12 protein-coding genes are annotated in these 16,394 nt (G+C 69.2%); 5 read left to right on the forward strand and 7 right to left on the reverse strand.

The window, feature by feature from the left end:
* The first annotated feature begins 47 nt into the window (after nucleotides 1-47).
* From ABE85_RS26030 to ABE85_RS26050, 5 genes are all read left to right on the forward strand, one after another.
* Nucleotides 48-944 carry a LysR substrate-binding domain-containing protein gene (locus ABE85_RS26030; RefSeq protein WP_067283733.1) on the forward strand — a complete coding sequence of 299 codons (897 nt, stop codon included), beginning with the start codon at nucleotides 48-50 and terminating at the stop codon, nucleotides 942-944.
* Nucleotides 945-1,036: 92 nt separating this feature from the next.
* Nucleotides 1,037-1,399 carry a helix-turn-helix domain-containing protein gene (locus tag ABE85_RS26035; protein ID WP_067283736.1) on the forward strand — a complete coding sequence of 121 codons (363 nt, stop codon included), beginning with the start codon at nucleotides 1,037-1,039 and terminating at the stop codon, nucleotides 1,397-1,399.
* 337 nt (nucleotides 1,400-1,736) lie between these two features.
* Nucleotides 1,737-2,933: a CaiB/BaiF CoA-transferase family protein gene (locus tag ABE85_RS26040; RefSeq protein WP_067283743.1), complete on the forward strand. Its 1,197-nt coding sequence runs from the start codon at nucleotides 1,737-1,739 to the stop codon at nucleotides 2,931-2,933.
* A gap of 10 nt (nucleotides 2,934-2,943) precedes the next feature.
* The gene (locus ABE85_RS26045; RefSeq protein ID WP_067283745.1) at nucleotides 2,944-3,954 is read left to right on the forward strand and encodes a hydroxymethylglutaryl-CoA lyase; all 1,011 of its coding nucleotides are present in this window, start codon (nucleotides 2,944-2,946) and stop codon (nucleotides 3,952-3,954) included.
* Between the two features lie 61 nt (nucleotides 3,955-4,015).
* Complete coding sequence (locus ABE85_RS26050) at nucleotides 4,016-5,020, forward strand: tripartite tricarboxylate transporter substrate binding protein (RefSeq protein ID WP_067283747.1); 1,005 nt, start codon at nucleotides 4,016-4,018, stop codon at nucleotides 5,018-5,020.
* A gap of 13 nt (nucleotides 5,021-5,033) precedes the next feature.
* On the opposite strand, the gene ABE85_RS27830 is transcribed toward ABE85_RS26050, so the two are convergent.
* The 7 genes from ABE85_RS27830 to urtA form a co-directional block, all read right to left on the reverse strand.
* Entirely contained in the window at nucleotides 5,034-5,366 is a 333-nt protein-coding gene (locus tag ABE85_RS27830) for a hypothetical protein (RefSeq protein ID WP_157523218.1), read from the reverse strand.
* 274 nt (nucleotides 5,367-5,640) lie between these two features.
* Nucleotides 5,641-10,413, reverse strand: coding sequence for a TcdA/TcdB pore-forming domain-containing protein (locus tag ABE85_RS26055; RefSeq protein WP_067283748.1), 4,773 nt, complete (start codon nucleotides 10,411-10,413; stop codon nucleotides 5,641-5,643).
* A gap of 149 nt (nucleotides 10,414-10,562) precedes the next feature.
* Nucleotides 10,563-11,267, reverse strand: coding sequence for an urea ABC transporter ATP-binding subunit UrtE (gene urtE, locus ABE85_RS26060; RefSeq protein WP_067284006.1), 705 nt, complete (start codon nucleotides 11,265-11,267; stop codon nucleotides 10,563-10,565).
* Between the two features lie 49 nt (nucleotides 11,268-11,316).
* A complete protein-coding gene (gene urtD / locus ABE85_RS26065; protein ID WP_067283750.1) occupies nucleotides 11,317-12,153 on the reverse strand; it encodes an urea ABC transporter ATP-binding protein UrtD in 837 nt (278 codons plus the stop codon).
* A complete protein-coding gene (gene urtC, locus ABE85_RS26070) occupies nucleotides 12,150-13,367 on the reverse strand; it encodes an urea ABC transporter permease subunit UrtC (RefSeq protein WP_082939146.1) in 1,218 nt (405 codons plus the stop codon). Before urtC ends, urtD begins: the two co-directional genes overlap by 4 nt.
* An 18-nt stretch (nucleotides 13,368-13,385) precedes the next feature.
* Complete coding sequence (gene urtB, locus ABE85_RS26075) at nucleotides 13,386-14,996, reverse strand: urea ABC transporter permease subunit UrtB (protein WP_067283752.1); 1,611 nt, start codon at nucleotides 14,994-14,996, stop codon at nucleotides 13,386-13,388.
* Entirely contained in the window at nucleotides 14,996-16,312 is a 1,317-nt protein-coding gene (gene urtA, locus ABE85_RS26080; RefSeq protein WP_067283754.1) for an urea ABC transporter substrate-binding protein, read from the reverse strand. The genes urtB and urtA overlap by 1 nt, the downstream gene beginning before the upstream one ends.
* Nucleotides 16,313-16,394: the final 82 nt, after the last annotated feature.

Genomic DNA, 16,394 nt, shown 5'->3' on the forward strand with positions numbered 1-16,394 from the left:
GCAGTGGCGCCAGCACCTCGACGCTGCGGACGGATACTCCCTCCGCCATGAACCTGCATCGCGTCGATCTCGTCTCGCTGTCGCTCTTCAGCCTGGTCGCCCGCACGGGCAGCATCAGCAAGGGGGCGGCCCTGGCCGCGCTGGCGGTCGGCGCGGCCAGCAAGCGCCTGAGCGACCTGGAACACTCGCTCGGGACCCTGCTGCTGGAGCGCCATTCCCGCGGCGTCACGCTGACCGCCGCGGGCCTGGCGCTGCAGCAGCATGCGCAGCGCATCCTCAGCGACGTGGACCAGATGACCGCCGACCTGTCCGACTACGCGTCGGGCCTGACCGGCGTCGTGCGGTTGTGGGCCAACACCTCGGCGGTGACGCAGTTCCTGCCGGCGCAGGTGTCGGCCTTCGTGCGCGACAACCCGCGCATCCGCATCGAGCTCGAGGAAGCCGACAGCCACGAGATCGTGGTCGCGGTGCTGGACGGCCGCGCGGACCTCGGCATCTTCGCGGACCGCACGCCGGCGCTGGGCCTGCACGTCCTGAACTACCGGCACGACCGGCTGGTGCTGGTCGCGCCGGCCGGGCATCCGCTGACCAAGCGCAAGACGGTCCGCTGGGAGCAGGCCGTCGAGCACGACTTCGTCACCCTCGCCAAGGCGACCTCCTTGCAGAAGCGGCTGGAGATGGAGACCGAGAAACTCGGCCGCCGCCTGAAGAACCGCATCCAGGTGCGCAGCTTCGACGCGATGTGCCGCATGGTCGCCGCGGGCATGGGCATCGCGGTGCTGCCTGACGTGGCGGTCGAGCCGCTGCTCAAGCCGCTGAACCTGCGCCGCATCGGGCTCGACGAAATCTGGTCCGATCGGACGCTGCTCATCGGGGTCAGGGACCTGGATGCGCTCCCGAGGCATGTGCGGGTGTTCATCGATCATCTTTGCGAGAGCAGTTAATGGTCCTCTTGTCCGCAAGCGGCAGGATCCTGCCGGTAGAGGCTGAACCCCGGCTCAATCGGCAGAATATTGCCGCTTAAGAAATTTCATTCATGCGGACCTTGTTGAACGACGACGAGGTTGAGCAAGGCATCGGCGAGACGATCCGAGCGCTTCGCCTTCAACTCAACCTTGACCAAGCCACGGTGGCCGAGCGATCGGGCGTCAGTGTTCGAGCACTACGCAATCTTGAGAAAGGCGCCGGCTCGACCGTGCGCACATTGCTGGTAGTGATGCGTGTGCTGGGACGTGAATCGTGGTTCGACGGCATGGCACCCATGCCCACGATCAATCCGCTCAACCTGCCTCGCAGAAACAAACAGCGGGAGCGGGCAACGGCAACGAGCGTGAGGCAAGCGCAGGAGAGGGCGCGGAAGTCGGCATTCGTTGCCAATCGCCTCGCGCAGATCAAGTAGCCTCGGCGAACCAGCCGATCGTGTTGCGACCCTTCTGCGGGGCAGCGCATCCAGTCTGAGAGCGACTCGGTCTTGCTCCCTCTCCCGCTTGCGGGAGAGGGCAGGGGTGAGGGCCAGCAGCGGTGGAAGTACCAAAGCCTTCTTGCTGACTGCCCCGACCGCGCGCGCTGCGCGCGCCCCTCACCCCCACCCTCTCCCGCAAGCGGGAGAGGGAGCAAGACGAGGGAGAACCCCACCCCGCTTTCGCGATCCGTGAAAGCTGTCGCCGCCACTCCGGCATTCCCACCGGAGGCGGACCTTCCCAGAATCCGTCTCCACAACAAGGAGACAGCTCGCCATGGAAGGTCTGCAGGCCCTGCACGGGTTGCGCATCGTCGAGATGGGCCAACTGATCGCCGGCCCGTTCGCCGGCAAGACGCTCGGCGACTTCGGCGCCGACGTGGTGAAGATCGAGGCCCCCGGCAGCGGCGACCCGCTGCGCAACTGGCGCATGATCCAGGACGGCACCTCCGTCTGGTGGCAGGTGCAGTCGCGCAACAAGCGCTCGATCGCCCTCGACCTCCGCCAGAAGGACGGCCAGGACATCGCCCGGCAGCTCATCAAAGAAGCCGACGTGCTGATCGAGAACTTCCGCCCCGGCACGCTCGAGGGCTGGGGCATGTCCTATGAGGAACTCGCCAAGACCAACCCCGGCCTGATCATGCTGCGCATCAGCGGCTACGGGCAGACCGGGCCGTATCGCGATCTGCCGGGCTTCGGCGTGATCGGCGAGGCGATGGGCGGCCTGCGCCACCTGAGCGGCGAACCCGGCCGCGTGCCGGTGCGCTGCGGCATCTCCATCGGCGACACGCTCGCCGCGCTGCACGGCACCATCGGCGTGCTGACCGCGCTGTACCACCGCAAGGTCAACGGCGGACGCGGCCAGGTCATCGATGTCGCGCTCACCGAAGCCGTGCTCAACGTGATGGAGAGCCTCGTGCCCGAGTACAGCGCCTTCGGTGCCGTGCGCGGTCCGGCCGGCTCGGCGCTTCCGGGCATCGCGCCGTCGAACGCGTATCCCTGCGCGGACGGCGTCGTGCTCATCGCGGGCAACGGCGATTCCATCTTCAAGCGGCTGATGCAGGTCATCGGCCGCGAGGACCTGGCCAACGACGAGGCGCTGGCCAACAACGCCGGCCGCGTGGCCCGCGTCGAGGAGATCGACGCCGCCATCGGCGCCTGGGCCGCGACGCGCAGCGTCGAGGAGGTGCTCGCGCCGCTCGGCGAGGCCAGCGTGCCTGCAGGCCGCGTCTACACCGCCAAGGACATCGTCGAGGACCCGCACTTCCGCGCCCGCGACATGATCATCAGGCAGCAGACGCGCGACGGCCATGAGCTCGACGTGCCGGGCATCGTGCCCAAGCTGATGGGCACGCCCGGCGCCGTGCGCCGCGCCGCGCCGCGCCTGGGCGGCGACACCGACGAGGTGCTGCGCGAGATCGGCCTCACCGCCGAACAGATCGCCGCGCTGCGCGCCCGCAAGATCGTTTCCTGAAGGTCCCGTGATGACTGCTTCCTCTTCCTCGTCCTCCTCCCCCTCCGATGTCTGGACCGGCGCCGGCCGCCGCATCTTCATGCAGGACGTCGGTACGCGCGACGGCCTGCAGGCCGAGACGACCTTCGTTCCCACCGCCGACAAGATCGCGCTGGTCGACGCGCTGTCCGACGCCGGCCTGGCCAAGGTCGAGGTGACGGCCTTCGTCTCGCCGAAGGCGATCTCCGTGCTGGCCGACGCCTCCGAGGTGATGGCCGGCATCACCCGCAAGCCGGGCGTGATCTACACGGTGCTGGTGCCCAACGTCCGCGGCGCCGAGCGCGCCATCGAGGCCCGCGCCGACGAGCTCAACCTGGTGATGTCCGCCAGCGAGAGCCACAACCTGTCCAACCTGCGGATGACGCGCGAGCAGTCCTTCGCCGGCCTGGCCGAGGTCGCCGCGATGGCGCACCAGGCCGGCATCGCGGTGAACGTGTCGCTGTCGTGCTCGTTCGGCTGCCCGATGGAAGGCGACGTGCCCTTCGAGACGGTGCTCGGCTGGTGCGGCCACTTCCTGGAGGATCTCGGCGCTCGCGGCGTCACGCTGTGCGACACCACCGGCATGGCCTATCCGACGCAGGTCGTCGCGCTGGTGCGCGCCTTCCGCGCGCGCTGGCCCGAAGCCCAGCTCACGCTGCACTTCCACAACACGCGCGGCATGGGCCTGGCCAACGTGATCGCGGCGATCGACGCCGGCGCGGACCGCTTCGACGCATCGCTGGGCGGCATCGGCGGCTGTCCCTACGCGCCGGGCGCGACGGGCAACGTCTGCACCGAGGAGATCGTCCATGCGCTGCAGTGCATGGGCTGCGACACCGGCGTCGATCTCGAACGACTGATCGCCGCGGCCAGGCGCCTGCCGCCACTGATCGGGCATGCGGTGCCCAGCCAGATCGTCAGCGCCGGCCGCCGGCTGGACCTGCATCCGAGGCCGCGCGACTTCGACGCGATCCGCGAGCGCGCGCTGGCCCGCGACGCCTGAGTTCCTTTCCGCTTCACCCCAACGACAACGCCGCCACGAGCGGCTTCCCGGAGACAAGACCATGAACCGAATCCGCCGCCGCCTCGCCGTGGCCGCTCCTGCCGCTGCGCTGATCGCGACCGCTGCCACGGCGCTGGCCGTCCTGGCGCCGATGAACGCCGCGCTGGCGCAGTCCTATCCGAACAAGCCGATCACGATGCTGGTGGGCGCCGCGCCCGGCGGCACCACCGACATCGCCGCGCGCATGCTGGCCGAGCCGCTGGGCAAGGCGCTGGGCCAGACGGTGGTGGTGGACAACCGCTCCGGCGCGAGCGGCGCGCTGGCCGCGGTCGCGACCAAGCGCGCGGAGCCGGACGGCTACACGATCCTGATGCAGTACTCCGGGTATCACGTGATCACGCCGCACATCCAGAAGGGCGCGTGGGAGCTGAAGGACCTGCGCCCGGTGGCCAACGTGCTGACCGCGCCGCAGCTGATCGTCCTGCGCGAGGGCGTGCCCGCGAAGACCACCGCCGAGTTGATCGCCTACGCGAAGAAGAACCCCGGCAAGCTGTCGTTCGCGTCCTCGGGCAACGGCTCGCTGCAGCACGTCACCGGCGTGATGCTGGAGCAGCAGGCCGGCATCCAGATGATCCACGTCCCGTACAAGGGCACGGGGCCGGCGCTGCAGGACCTGCTGGGCGGGCAGGTCGATCTCACCTTCGGCACGCCGCCGCCGTTCATGCCCTTCATCGCGGCAGGCAAGCTGCGCGCGGTGGCGGTGACGGGCAAGGAGCGCCTGTCCTCGTTGCCGGACGTGCCGACCGCCGCGCAGGCGGGGTTGCCCAGCCTGGACGCGGGCTCGTGGTTCGCGGTGTTCGCGCCGGCGAAGGTGCCGCAGGCGGTGGTCGATCGTCTGACCTCGGAGATCCAGAAGATCATGGCCACGCCCGAGTTCAAGAAGAAGGCCGCCGAGCTGGGCGCGACGGCGGACTACATGAACCCGCAGCAGCTGCAGGCGCATTCCGATGCCGAGTTCCTGCGCTGGGGCAAGGTGATCTCGTCGGCCAAGATCCAGGCGGATTGAGCAAGCTGCCCGATCAGTTCGGAGGCGCCAGCGTCGGCGGGATATCTTCGGGCGGAGGGGATCCTGCGGTGGCGTCCGCCGCCGACGGTGGAAGGGCCGCGATCGCATCAATCAATTGCGCGGCCTGCCGCCGGGAAGTTTCCCCGAACAGGCTGGAGGCCGGGATCTGCGCCCTGAGATCGGGTATGAGCGCCTCCGCGGTGGGCAGGGTCGCCGGCGTTTCAGGTGTCACGTCGGCGTCTGCCGGACCGGCGGCGGGCTCGTCGCCGGACAGGGCCGCGCGATCGAACGGATCGGCGGGACGACGGCGCGCGGGGTTGTTCGTGGAAGGGTCAGGTTTTGACATCGCACAGCTCCATGGGAAGAGCGTTGTCAGTGTGCGCGTGACACCCTTCGTTCGGCCGAGTATGTAACAGCGCTTCCCGCGGGCTGGATGCCTTCGGTCGGCTCGTCCAGGATCAGCAGACTCGTCTTGCCTACGCCGTCGCGGCCGAGCAGCACCGCGTGATGCGCCCTGGCGATGCGGTCACCAACACGTCGCGCAGGATGTGCGCGCCGCTCAACACGCCCCACAGCGACGCGCGCAGCGCACGCGAGCCCTGCAGCGCGAGCTCGAGGCTTCAGCTGCCGTGCGGCGCGAGCAGCACGGCCGGAGACGCCCGGGGCGACTGCGTCAGGCGGGTCAGGCCTGAACCCTCGGGAAACTCGGGGGGCATACCGGCGATGAAGGCGCCCATCTCCGACGCCCGCGACTGGAAGGGCAGCGTCGGTGGATCCCGCCGACGCGACTTGGGCGCCAGATAGTCGTCGATCTCGATCAGCCGACCAAGGTCTTCCTTGAACAGCGCCAACCGGCCGGCATCGGCGTCGTAGTGGTCGTCGACGCTGTCCCGGTCGACGCCGCGCGGGTCGTCACCGACGTCGATCACGATGTCCACGCCGGCGTGGCGCAGACGCAACGCGAAGTCGCGCGACAGCGCCGGGGTGTCGCCGAGATTCATCCATGGTCGGTCGCTTGTCGTCAGCTGAGTGGCAAAGCCTTCCACGGCGGCAAGCAGCGTCTTGCGCTCGGCGCGCAACGGCGCGCCACGATCCGACGCGTGCCTCCTCCGCGCATCGGCCGTGGACGACCTGTCTACGCCGACTTCGACGTCGCTGTCGCTGATCTCGTCGATCGTCGTCTTCCGTATCCACTGGCCTGCCGGATCGGAGCCAGCGCGGGTCGAGGCGTTCGTCGGGATGCTCACTGGATCGTGGATCCACAGCGTCCGGCCGCCTTGCAGGACCGCGTGACCGCTCTGCAGGTCGAGGTAGCCGACTAGCGGTATGCGCGGCCCGATGTCCGTCGATGCCAGTTGCCGCCGAAGATCCGGCGCGGCGGACGTCCGACCGTCGCGCGGCGTCGCATCGGTGGCGTCGACCTGCGCCGTCAGCAATACCTGACTCTCGTCGTCTTCGGGCAGAACCAGCGCGGTCAATCCGCCTTTCATCAGATCCTTTCCCAGCGCATCGAGGTGGGCGTGAACCTCCGCCAGCGGGTCGACGTCGTAGGGCTCATAGCCCAGGTCGACCACCAGCGTGGCGTGCCGTCGCCGCAGGTCCAGGCTCACGCTCAGTTCCGGCTGACCTGGATCCACCACGCGAACCGGACCGTCCGGCATCGCCTCGAACCGGATCGTCTGACCGTTGAGCCGGAAACCGAGGGTGGCGCTTTCACCATGGCCGCTGTCCTTGCCCTCGTCATGCAGGAACTCGAAGGCCTTGCCGCCTGCAGTCAATGCGCCGTCGAGCATGATGGTCCACGACTCTCCCGACCGAGCCGACGGCACGATGGTCACCGGGTTGCGCACGGTGCCGTCGCCGGGCAGCAGCAGCACGACCTGACCCCCGCCGCCGATCAACCGGTAGTCCGTCGACGACTGATCCAGCGGGCGGATCTCGCGGTCCGGCTCGCCATCGTGGTTGCGGAAAGTGAAGCGCGCGTCGTCGAGGCCGGCGCGGCCCGGCAGCACGAGCACGCGCGGCTGCTGGTCGAGCACCACCGACAGCGTGCCGTTCCGATAGCGGTAGCGCCAGACGTCGGCCGACTTCGCCATGCTGCCGGAAGACACGTAGTCGCCGACGAACTGTCCGCCGCTGCGGCGTTCCATCCGGTCCAGCCGCGCATCGCCGAGCAGGGAGAAATCGCCTCCCGCCCGGCTGTTCGAGAAGGTCTCGGAATCGATGTCGACTGTGGCGCTCGTCGCGAGGATCAGGAGGTGGGACGGATCCAGGTGCGCCTGGGTGAGCGCCGTCACGGGACGGATGGCGCGGCCCTGTTTCCACAGCAGGGACCAGAGGTCGAGGTCCATCCCTTCGCGGGATTTGGCCGTCTGCGCATCGGACCCGTCGTTGATCTTCCACTCGTGCGGGTGACCGGCGGAGGTGTAGAGCCCCGACAGGCGGAGCGACGTCTCCCCGATCGTGGCGTCGCCGAAGCCGACCTCGCCGTTCACGAAATCGATGCGGTTCACCGGCGCCCAGCCGGCGACGGCGAGGAACTGTCGGTCACCGTCGCTACCGCCCGAACTTGCACGTGCACCGGTGTCGGCGCCGGTGCCGGGAGGCAGCAGGCGGAGCGGCGTGTCGTATCCCTCGTCGATCTTGCCCAGGGGTTGCAGGTTGTAGACGAGCCGCTCCTGTTCCTGCGCGACGGCGAGCGCCAGACCGGTGACGCCGATGGCGATGCCCGCGAGCGGCACGGCCAGCTCCCGCAGGCCGGCGGCCAGCGTGGTGAAGCCGGCCAGGGCGGCGATGGCGCTGGCGCCCAGCAGTCCGAGCCCGGCGATGTCGAACGCGAGCTGCGTGCCTGCGACGCCGATCGCGCTCGACCGTCCCGAGGCGATCGCGTCGACCAGGCTCTTGATGTCCAGGCCGACGACGCCGACCTGCAGCAGGGAGCCCAGCCCGCGCAGGCCCTCGGCCAACAGCCCGGCCGTCCGTGCAAGGCCCGAGACGACGGCAGCGTCCGTGCTCTGCATCGTCGCGCGGATCGAGTTCGCCAGCGTCACCGCATCCGCCCCCAGGAAGGCGGCGCCCTGCGTCATGCCGAGGTAGGCGACGGCCGCCTGGTAGGGCGAGCCCGTCGCGGAGGTCCTCGAGAGCTGGCTCAGCGCCAGTGCGAGCAATCCGGCATTGAGGCCGTCGGGCGCCTGGGTCTCGAGCATCGCGGACAGCTGCCGCAGGTAGAGGTCCACGAGCCCGGCTTCGCCCGCGTCGTCGAGCGCCGCGACCACGACGGTCCCCGTCGTCTCGTCGAGGAAGCGCAACGTCGCCGGGTCGGTGTTGGACGGCACGGGCAGCAGGTGATGGCGCGCGGAAGGCCGCACGCGGTCGATGATCCGGCCGGCCGCGCCGAGGATGACGCAGTAGTCCGAGCCGAGCGAAGACGACTCGCGATAGACCGTGTCCGCCGGACGCTGGCCCGGCGCGGCGGGGTACTTGTCGTGGCGGGTGATCAGGCCGGTCGCCGGATCGCGCCGGTAGATCCAGGTCTTGCCCGGCGCATGGCGTTCTTCGGCGGCGCCGAGGTAGCGGAGCGTGACGCGCACCGTGTCCGGCCGCCGCAGCGGCGCCATGAACCAGTCCAGCCGGCGCAGGTCGAAGCCCATGATCTCCGAATAGGCCGTGACCTGCGCATCGCCGGTCAGCAGGCCGCGATCGACGCCGGCCTCGATGAAACGCTCGGCAAAGGAATCGGGCACGGCACGGCTGACCAGCGCGCAGGAGCGCAGGGTGACCCGGCTCGTGGTCCGGGTGATGCCCAGCTCGTGCAACGCCGACTTCACCCGGTCGACGAGCGCTGCCGGAGCGTAGTGTTCGAGCTCGGTCGTCCCGGTGTCGCTCAGGCTGTCGTGGCCTTCGATCTCGAGCTTCACGCGGGTGTCCGGCGTGATTCGCGACAGCAACGCTCCGCCTCCGACGATGCGCTGATGGCCATGGCGATCGATCTGGATCCAGACGGCCTCGTCCGGGTAGCGGAAGCGCTCGAGCGCCAGGTTCGGGCTGTCCGGGCCCATCTGGAGGAACAGGCGCAGCTGCCGGACTTCCGTCGCACGGATGCGGGGTTCGAAGAACCGGTAACCGCCGCCGTCCCACCACTGGTCGACGGTCGAATGGACGCCCGGCCGCTCGATGACGGTCGTCACGCTCCGTGCCTCCTTGAGGGCTTCGACGTCCGGAAGCCAGACGCCGCGGCGGGACCGGCTGGCGACGGGGAGGTCGCCGACGAGGATGTCATCCCCCTTGAGCGTGACCTGGAGCCGGTTCGTGACGCCTTCCTGGAACAGCCGGACCATCACGAAGTCGCGGAGGAGCCGGAACTGTCGATCCTGTCTGGCGATGTCCTCCATCGATGCGTCGGCGGGGAGCGGATCGACGTGCAGGGTCGCCCTGGATCCGCGGCGATCAGGTTGGAAAACCCAGGCCCCTTGCGCGCGCTCCGAAGGCGTGGGCGCGATGTCGAGCATGCTCAGCACGCTCCAGGACGGCGGTGGCGTGGCGGCTTCCGGCCCGGCGGGCCGGTCCGTGCCGCCGGACAGCAGCGCCCCGATGAGCACTCGATCTTCCGGGGTTCGCTGCCGTGGCCGCGACGGACCGGGCGGGATGAACCGGGTGGCGGGCACCAACCCCCGGCGCGCGAGCCCGTCCTGCGCCGCGACCACGTCGCGGATCGCTTCGAAGGCTGCCGGCTGTTGCGGCGCCTCCGCACGCCACAGCGTGCGCGCGTGGGCGAGGTCCACCTTCAGCGGCTGCTCGCAGAGCAGCGCCTTCAGCGCCTGGACGCGCGCCTTCACGCCCGCCGTGGCGTCGTCGGGACTCGCGGACCGCGCGGAGGCCACGGCCAGGCCGAGCAGCTTCAGCATCAGGCCTTCGGAAAGCGGCAGCACGACCTCGGTGGCCTTGACCGGCGCGAGCGCGAGGGTGTTGTCGGAGCGGTAGCGGCACAGATGGACCGGGTCCTCCGGCTCCTGCCCCAGCCGCAGGTTGCTGCTCAACGCATGCGCCGCGTCGGGAAGACCGGAGAAATCGGCCGTGCGCACCGCCGTCATGATCGACGCGATGAGGGGCGACAGCATGGACGTCCACATGCCTCGCAGGCGTGCAGGCGGGATGACCACCTTCGGAGGCACGGCCCGCATGACGAAGTCCACCGCCCATGCCGTGAGCGCATCCTTCGTGCCGTCGGCGAACCGGACCTCGCCGGGCGCCGATACGCCCGCGCGCGGCGCAAGTTCCCGTGCGAACAGCATCAGCACGCCTGCATGCGACGCCAGCGCTGAATCCGTCCGGGATCGCTCCACCGGTTCCAGGCGCGTCAGGTTGTCGGCGAGGGCGGGGTTGAAGGCGGGCATGGTGGGTCCGGCAGCGGAGGGACCCCCCTAGTGGCCCGGCGCGCGTGCCAGGTCTTGCCTTGATGCTTCGATGCGCCGCCGACAACGCCTGCAGCGGTTGTCGAGCCCGCGGGTTTCAGGACTGTCGCTTGTTCTCGGAGCGCATTGCGTCAGATCGCCACCAATCCTCGAATCTCCGGCGTCTGCATGTCCGCGTTGTTCCCCCGCGCGATGACGCTCCCGCGCTCCAGCACGAGGAACTCGTCGGCCAGTTCCGCCGCGAAGTCGTAGTACTGCTCGCAGAGCAGGATGGCGACCGGGTGGCCGTCGAGGCCTTCGTCCGCCAGGCGCCGGATGACCCGGCCGATGTCCTTGATGATGCTGGGCTGGATGCCTTCGGTCGGCTCGTCCAGGATCAGCAGTCGAGGCGACGCCGCCAGCGCCCGCGCGATCGCGAGCTGCTGCTGCTGGCCGCCTGAGAGGTCGCCGCCGCGGCGCTTGAGCATCTGCTTGAGCACCGGGAACAGCGCGTACAGGTGCTCCGGGATGGGCGTGCCGCCGGGCTTGCTCGCCAGGCCCATGCGCAGGTTCTCCTCGACGGTCAGCCGCGCGAAGATCTCGCGCCCCTGCGGCACGTAGCCGATGCCCGCACGTGCGCGCTGGTACGGCGTCGCGCGCGTGATGTCCGCGCCGGCCAGCGTGACCCTGCCCGCGCGGATAGGCACCAGCCCCATGAGACTCTTCAGCAGGCTGGTCTTGCCGACGCCGTTGCGCCCGAGGAGCACGGTGATCCGTCCCGGCGACGCGCTCACCGACACGTCGCGCAGGATGTGCGAGCCGCCGTAGTACTGCTGGATGCCGATGGCTTCGAGCATCGGTGCGATCGTCGTCGTGGCGCCGTTCGAGCCGGGCCGGTCCTGAAGTTCAACGTCCAAGGTACACCTCGATCACGCGTTCATCGGCTTGCACCTGGGCCAGCGTGCCTTCGGCCAGTACCGAGCCTTCAGCCAGCACCGTCACCTTCTCCGCGATCCGGTCCACGAAACCCATGTCGTGCTCCACGACGATGATGCTGTGCCTGCCCTTCAGCGTCAGGATCAACTCCGCGGTGCGCTCGGTCTCCTGGTCCGTCATGCCGGCCACGGGCTCGTCGAGCAGCAGCAGCTTCGGGTCCTGCACCAGCAGCATGCCGATCTCCAGCCACTGCTTCTGCCCGTGGCTCAGCAGCCCGGCCGCGCGCTTCATCTGGTCCTGCAGCCGGATCAGCGTCAGCACCTCCGCCAGCCGGTCCTTCTGCGCGCCGCTCAGCACGCCCCACAGCGACGCGCGCAGCGCGCGCGAGCCCTGCAGCGCGAGCTCGAGGTTCTCGTACACGGTGAGCGCCTCGAACACCGTCGGGCGCTGGAACTTGCGGCCGATGCCGAGCTGCGCGATCTCCGCCTCGCTGTGGCGCAGCAGGTTGATGGTGCCGCCGAAGAACACCGTGCCGGTGTCGGGCCGGGTCTTGCCGGTGATGATGTCCATCATCGTGGTCTTGCCCGCGCCGTTCGGGCCGATGATGCAGCGCAGCTCGCCGGGCGCGATGTCGATGGACAGGCCGTTGATCGCGCGGAAGCCGTCGAAGCTGACGAACACGTCCTCCAGGTACAGGATGCGGCCGTGCGCCAGGTCCAGCTGGCCCGGCAGCACGACGCGGCCGTAGCCGGGACCGCTGGCGGCGCGCAGCCGCTCCTCGCCTTGTTCGAGCAGGTCGGGACTCATGCCTTGTTCTCCGCGTTCTTGCTGTCAACGCCTGCGCCGATCCTCTTGCCGGACCTGCCGCCGAGCTTGCGCCTGACCAGCCCCGCGATGCCGTCCGGCATGAACAGCGTGACCGCGACGAACAGCGCGCCCAGCAGGTACAGCCAGTACTCCGGCGCGAACTGCGTCAGCCAGCTCTTCGCGCCGTTGACCGCGAAGGCGCCGACGATCGGACCGATGAGGGTGCCGCGCCCGCCGACCGCCGCCCAGATGGCGATCTCGATCGAGTTGGCGACGCTCATCTCGCCCGGGTTGATGATGCCGACCTGCGGCACGTACAGCGCGCCGGCCAGACCGCAGATCAGCGCCGACAGCACCCACGCGGCCAGCTTGTAGGGCAGCGGCGAATAGCCGCAGAACATCAGCCGCGACTCCGCGTCGCGCACGGCGCTGAGCACGCGGCCGAACTTCGCGCGGGTCAGCCAGCGCAGGCCGAGGTAGCAGCCGGCCAGCGCCACCGCGCTCAGCACGAACAGCGTCATGCGCATGCCGGGCGTCGTGACCGACAGCCCCAGCAGCCGCTTGAAATCGGTGAAGCCGTTGTTGCCGCCGAAGCCGCTCTCGTTGCGGAAGAAGAACAGCATCGCGGCGTAGGTCATCGCCTGCGTGATGATGGAGAAGTACACGCCCTTGATCCGCGAACGGAAGGCGAAGAAGCCGAAGAGGAACGCGATGCCGCCGGGGACCAGCAGCACGAGGAGCATCGTCGCGAGGAAGCTGTCGCTCAGGCTCCAGTGCCAGGGCAGTTCCTTCCAGTCGAGGAAGACCATGAAGTCCGGCAGCGTGCTGCGGTACTGGCCGTCGGTGCCGATCTGGCGCATGAGGTACATGCCCATCGCGTAGCCGCCGAGCGCGAAGTACAGGCCGTGGCCCAGCGACAGGATGCCCGCGAAACCCCAGATCAGGTCCATCGCCAGCGCGCACATCGCGTAGCAGCAGAACTTGCCCAGCAGGCTGATCCAGTAGCCGTCGACGTGCAGCGCATGACCGGCCGGCACCAGCAGGTTCAGCGAGGGCAGTAGCACGCAGGCGACGGTCAACGCGGCCAGCACGGCGACCCAGCCGGAGCGACTCAGCAGGGCGGGGCGCTGCGGCAGCAGCAGGACCGCAACCGGAGCGGCGGAGGTGCCAGGTGTTGCGCCGGTGGGCGCTGGGAGGGGAGACGTCGCGGTCATGAGGGGATCCCTGCGCATTCAGGACTCCTGCGCGCGGCCCTTGACCGCGAACAGGCCCTGCGGCCGCTTCTGGATGAAGACGATGATGAAGAGCAGCACGGCGATCTTGGCCAGCACCGCGCCGACGACGCCTTCGAGCGCCTTGTTGGCCAGGCCCAGCCCGAGCGCCGCCAGCACCGTGCCGGCGAGCTGGCCGACGCCGCCCAGCACGACGACCATGAAGGCGTCGACGATGTAGCTCTGGCCGAGGTCCGGGCCGACGTTGCCGACCTGGCTGAGCGCGCAGCCGGCGAGGCCCGCGAGTCCGGAGCCGAGCGCGAAGGCATAGGTGTCCACGCGCGCGGTCGGCACGCCCATGCAGGAGGCGATGGGGCGGTTCTGCGTGACGGCGCGGACGAACAGGCCGAGCCGCGTGCGCGCGATGAGCAGCGACATGCCGCCGAGCACGACGAGCGAGAAGACGATGATCACGAGCCGGTTCGCCGGCAGCGCGAGGCCAGGCATGACACTGGGCAGGAGAGCGATCGAGCCGCCCATCCACGACGGGCTTTCCACCGCGACGTTCTGCGCGCCGAAGAGCGAGCGCACCGCCTGCATGAGCACCAGGCTCAGGCCCCAGGTGGCGAGCAGCGTCTCCAGCGGCCGGCCATAGAGCCAGCGGATGACGGTGCGCTCCAGCGCCGCGCCGACCAGCGCGGAGGCGAGGAAGGCGGCGGGCATGGCGACGATGAGATAGGCGTCGAACCAGCCCGGCAGCCACTGGCGGAAAGCGACCTGGACAAGGTAGGTCGCGTAGGCGCCGATCATCATCAGCTCGCCGTGCGCCATGTTGATGACGCCCATCAGACCGTAGGTGATGGCCAGGCCCAGGGCGACCAGCAGCAGGATGCTGGCCAGGCTGATGCCGGTGAACAGCGCGCCCAGGCGTTCGCCCCAGGCGAGGGTGTCCTCGACGGCGCGCAGCGAGCGCTGCAGCGCGCGTTTGACCTCGGGGTCCTGTTCGTCGGACAGACGCTGGTTGAGCAGCAGCCGCGTCTCGGGGCTGTGCGATTCGCCGAGCAGCTTCGCGGCGGCGAGCCGCTTGACGGGGTCAGGACTTGCGGCGAGCGCGGCGGCGCGGGCGAGCTTCAGGGCGTCGAGGACGGCGGCGTCCTGCTCCTTGGCGATGGCGGTGTCCAGCAGCGCGACACGCGCGTCGTCGCCGCCGGCTTCCATCAGCGCCTTCGCGGCGGCCAGGCGTTCGGCCTTGTCCGCGCTCGACAGATGGAGCGCGGCGAGCGCGCCGTCGAGTTCGCCGCGCAGCCGGTTGTTGAGCATCACGTCCTCGAGCGAGGACTGGGCGTCCGTCGTCAGCGTGACTGCGGCGCCGGTCGCGGCGTCGACGACGCCGGCGTCGGTCGTGATCAGCACGCGCTGATCCGGACCGAGCTTCACGCGTTCGTCGGACAGCGCCTGCAGCAGCACGGCCGTGCGCGCGTCCGGTGCCGCGACGAGCCTGCCGAGCGCAGCGATGCGGTCGTCGGTCTCGCCCTGCGCCACGGACAGCGCCTGCGGCTGCGTCAGCGCCTGCGCTGTCGACGCGAGGCTGCCGATCGCCAGCAGGATTCCGAGGAGCAGGGCGCGTCGCATCACTTCTTCGCCGGCTCGTCAGGCTTGCCTTCGTTCCCGGCGATGTACGGGCTCCACGGCTTGGCCTTCACCGGCGCGGGCGTCTTCCACACCACGTTGAACTGCCCGTCCGCGCGGATCTCGCCGATGAACACCGACTTGTGCAGGTGATGGTTCTTCTCGTCCATCTTGGACGTGATGCCCGACGGCGCGCTGAAGGTCTGGCCGGCCATCGCGGCGATCACCTTGTCGGTGTCGGTCGACTTGGCCTTCTCCACCGCCTGCTTCCACATGTTGATGCCGATGTAGGTGGCCTCCATCGGATCGTTGGTCAGCGGCTTGTCCTTGTGGCCGGGCAGGTTCTTGGCCTTCGCATACGTCGACCACTTCTTGATGAACGCGTCGTTGGTCGGGTTCTTGATCGACATGAAGTAGTTCCACGCCGCCAGGTGTCCGACCAGCGGCTTCGTATCGACGCCGCGCAGCTCTTCCTCGCCGACGGAGAACGCCACCACCGGCACGTCCTTGGCCTTCAGCCCGGCGTTGCCCAGCTCCTTGTAGAACGGCACGTTGGAGTCGCCGTTGATCGTCGACACCACCGCGGTCTTGCCGCCGGCCGAGAACTTCTTGATGTCCGCGACGATGGTCTGGTAGTCGCTGTGGCCGAACGGGGTGTACTTCTCGTCGATGTCGCTGTCCTTCACGCCCTTGCTCTTCAGGTAGGCGCGCAGGATCTTGTTGGTGGTGCGGGGGTAGACGTAGTCGGTGCCCAGCAGCACCCAGCGCTTGGCGCCGCCGCCGTCCTTGCTCATCAGGTAGTCGACCGCGGGGATCGCCTGCTGGTTGGGCGCGGCGCCGGTGTAGAAGACGTTCTTGCTGAGTTCCTCGCCCTCGTACTGCACGGGATAGAAGAGCAGGCCGTTGAGTTCCTCGACCACCGGCAGCACCGACTTGCGCGACACCGAGGTCCAGCAGCCGAAGATCACCGCGACCTTGTCCTGGGTCAGCAGCTGGCGGGTCTTCTCGGCGAACAGCGGCCAGTTGGAGGCCGGGTCGACGATCACCGGCTCCAGCTTCTTGCCCAGCACGCCGCCCTTGGCGTTGATCTCGTCGATGGCCATCAGGACGGTGTCCTTGAGCACCGTCTCCGAGATCGCCATCGTGCCCGACAGGCTGTGCAGCACCCCGACCTTGATGGTGTCGGCGGCGAAGGCGGGCAGGGCGGCGAGGTTCAGGCCGGTCAGCGCGCCGGCGACGGCCAGGGTCTTGAGGGCGAAGCGGCGCTGCTGGGGCTGCGGGCGAGGTGTGCGAGCGGTTTTTGGCGGGTGCGACGACATGGGGAGCTCCGGTGGATGAAGGAAGACTTCGACGGACTTCGCAGGACTTCAGGAAGTGACCGGATGCTAGGAAGGAGGGGAC

The sequence above is a fragment of the Mitsuaria sp. 7 genome (assembly GCF_001653795.1).
In the GTDB taxonomy this organism is placed as follows: Bacteria; Pseudomonadota; Gammaproteobacteria; order Burkholderiales; family Burkholderiaceae_C; genus Roseateles.

Excerpts from the sequence above, each read along its gene's own strand:
- ABE85_RS26050 (WP_067283747.1), top strand. The coding sequence starts at position 4,016 with ATGAACCGAATCCGCCGCCGCCTCGCCGTGGCCGCTCCTGCCGCTGCG.
- ABE85_RS26055 (WP_067283748.1), bottom strand. The coding sequence starts at position 10,413 with ATGCCCGCCTTCAACCCCGCCCTCGCCGACAACCTGACGCGCCTGGAA.
- urtB (WP_067283752.1), bottom strand. The coding sequence starts at position 14,996 with ATGCGACGCGCCCTGCTCCTCGGAATCCTGCTGGCGATCGGCAGCCTC.
- urtC (WP_082939146.1), bottom strand. The coding sequence starts at position 13,367 with ATGACCGCGACGTCTCCCCTCCCAGCGCCCACCGGCGCAACACCTGGC.
- ABE85_RS26035 (WP_067283736.1), top strand. The coding sequence starts at position 1,037 with ATGCGGACCTTGTTGAACGACGACGAGGTTGAGCAAGGCATCGGCGAG.
- ABE85_RS26045 (WP_067283745.1), top strand. The coding sequence starts at position 2,944 with ATGACTGCTTCCTCTTCCTCGTCCTCCTCCCCCTCCGATGTCTGGACC.
- urtD (WP_067283750.1), bottom strand. The coding sequence starts at position 12,153 with ATGAGTCCCGACCTGCTCGAACAAGGCGAGGAGCGGCTGCGCGCCGCC.
- ABE85_RS26030 (WP_067283733.1), top strand. The coding sequence starts at position 48 with ATGAACCTGCATCGCGTCGATCTCGTCTCGCTGTCGCTCTTCAGCCTG.
- ABE85_RS27830 (WP_157523218.1), bottom strand. The coding sequence starts at position 5,366 with ATGTCAAAACCTGACCCTTCCACGAACAACCCCGCGCGCCGTCGTCCC.
- urtE (WP_067284006.1), bottom strand. The coding sequence starts at position 11,267 with ATGCTCGAAGCCATCGGCATCCAGCAGTACTACGGCGGCTCGCACATC.
- urtA (WP_067283754.1), bottom strand. The coding sequence starts at position 16,312 with ATGTCGTCGCACCCGCCAAAAACCGCTCGCACACCTCGCCCGCAGCCC.
- ABE85_RS26040 (WP_067283743.1), top strand. The coding sequence starts at position 1,737 with ATGGAAGGTCTGCAGGCCCTGCACGGGTTGCGCATCGTCGAGATGGGC.